3 protein-coding genes are annotated in these 1,643 nt (G+C 56.8%); all 3 read left to right on the plus strand.

The window, feature by feature from the left end; translation table 11 throughout:
• On the plus strand, window positions 1–501 hold a 501-nt coding region (locus IE083_RS15585; protein WP_189354948.1), incomplete at its 5' end, for a replication initiation factor domain-containing protein.
• A gap of 101 nt (window positions 502–602) precedes the next feature.
• On the plus strand, window positions 603–920 hold the full coding sequence (locus IE083_RS15590; RefSeq protein WP_189354949.1) for a hypothetical protein: 318 nt from the start codon (window positions 603–605) through the stop codon (window positions 918–920).
• 484 nt (window positions 921–1,404) lie between these two features.
• The coding region (locus IE083_RS15595) for a hypothetical protein (RefSeq protein ID WP_189354950.1) at window positions 1,405–1,643 on the plus strand (239 nt) is incomplete at its 3' end.

A 1,643-nucleotide genomic window follows, 5' to 3' on the forward strand; every position in this document is an offset into this window, starting at 1 on the left:
ATTGACGACATGGGGCAAGGCACTGGCTCCACGCTTTACGTTGGCCGCCGCGATGGGGAGTGCATGATTCGCTGGTACGAAAAGGGTCTCCAGATGCGAGACCCATTCCGGAAAGGCTGGTGCCGCTTTGAAATCGAGCTGAAGCCGAAGAAGGCCGAACTTGCCATGGTTTTCTGGCTGATGCTCAAGCAAGGGCGTCGCGATGAGCTTGCTGCATCCGGCTTTTCAGCTGCATTCCTGCCATTCTTCGCCGGGGCTGAAACCGTGGACAAGCGCATTGACGTGCAGCCTGCTGTTGCCCGCTCTTTGGACGACCGGGTTTTGTCGATGGTCACACAATGGGGCGGCCTGCTTGGTGAGATGCTCCAGCGGGCAGACGGGGATAGAGCAGAGGTTGCCAACGTGCTTTTTGAGGCGATGGCGGAAAAGGCCAGGCGTGCGAATTTAATCCGGCAGCAGTCATCTGGTGACCAATCCAAGTTTGAAGAAATACCGTACTGAGATATCACCTGGACAAACATGCCCGCGTTTCTTGACGTGGGCATTTTTCTTGCCCATGATCCACTTATTGCACCTCAATAGAGGCAATGCCGGAGATAAACATGGACGAAATACGTCAGATTCGAAGCGAGGAAGTGCGGGTCAAGTTCCTCCCTGACATGAAAAAGCGAGTAGATCGCATCGCCAAATTGCATGGCACGCCAACGGCCACATGGTGCCATCAGGTTGTTGCTGCGGCTGTGGTTGAGTTCGAACGCAAGATGCAGATCCAGAACAAGGCTCAAGAGCAGATGGTGAGCACGATGATGGAAATGCTTGGGCCAGAACTTGCCAAGGCGTTCGAGGCTGAACAGCTGATTTCTGCAGGAGGCCCGACAGGGCCGGATGCTGCTGGGGAGGAAGGCGGGGTCAAGGGGTGACGCGCAGGCCGCAGCCTGCACGTGGGAATGCGCGCAGCGCGAACCGCGGGCAGGACCGGGCGAGCATCATCCCCTTGACGCCGACTCTCCCCCACAAGCTCAGGGTTGAGGGGTAGGCGGGTTTTATGCCTGCCCCTCTGCCCAGCGGCGAGCGCCGGTTTTTGCTTTCCGCGTTCCACCAACACAAACGAAAAAGCCCCGCTGGCGGGCGGGGCTCATCGTACTGCCAACACGAAAGGTGAGTTTCGTGCAGACGGATTTTAGTACACCACCGGGGGTAATCACACCCCCACCCTGTAATACGGGGGTTGATTACCCTTCAACGGGCAAAAACGTACCCTTTTGGCGCCTTGACTGGCTCCGTCTATCGTTCCCTGATTCGGAAGTGGACGAGGTCACAGATTGCCTTTTGAAAACGGGTTTTCACCCTGAACCATGCAAGGCCAAGCATGGTTATAACCGTGGGTATGGCTTCAGGTTTGACATGCTGTCCACCGGTCATCCGGATGCGTTCATCTGGTGGGGTGGTGAGGTGATGAACGGCAAAGCCACGCTTGAGGTTCCTGCGTCCTATGCGGAAACCGTGTTTTTGGCCGTTTCCCGCCTCACTGTGCGTTTTTCAGTACGGCGCCTAGACCTTTGCCTAGATTTTGACGGCGTGTCGTTCCTGAGCGGTCAGGACGCCATTGTGCACACCCTTGAGAACTGGCCTTACACCGGCGG

The sequence above is a fragment of the Vogesella fluminis genome (genome assembly GCF_014652335.1).
Taxonomy (GTDB): Bacteria; Pseudomonadota; Gammaproteobacteria; order Burkholderiales; family Chromobacteriaceae; genus Vogesella; species Vogesella fluminis.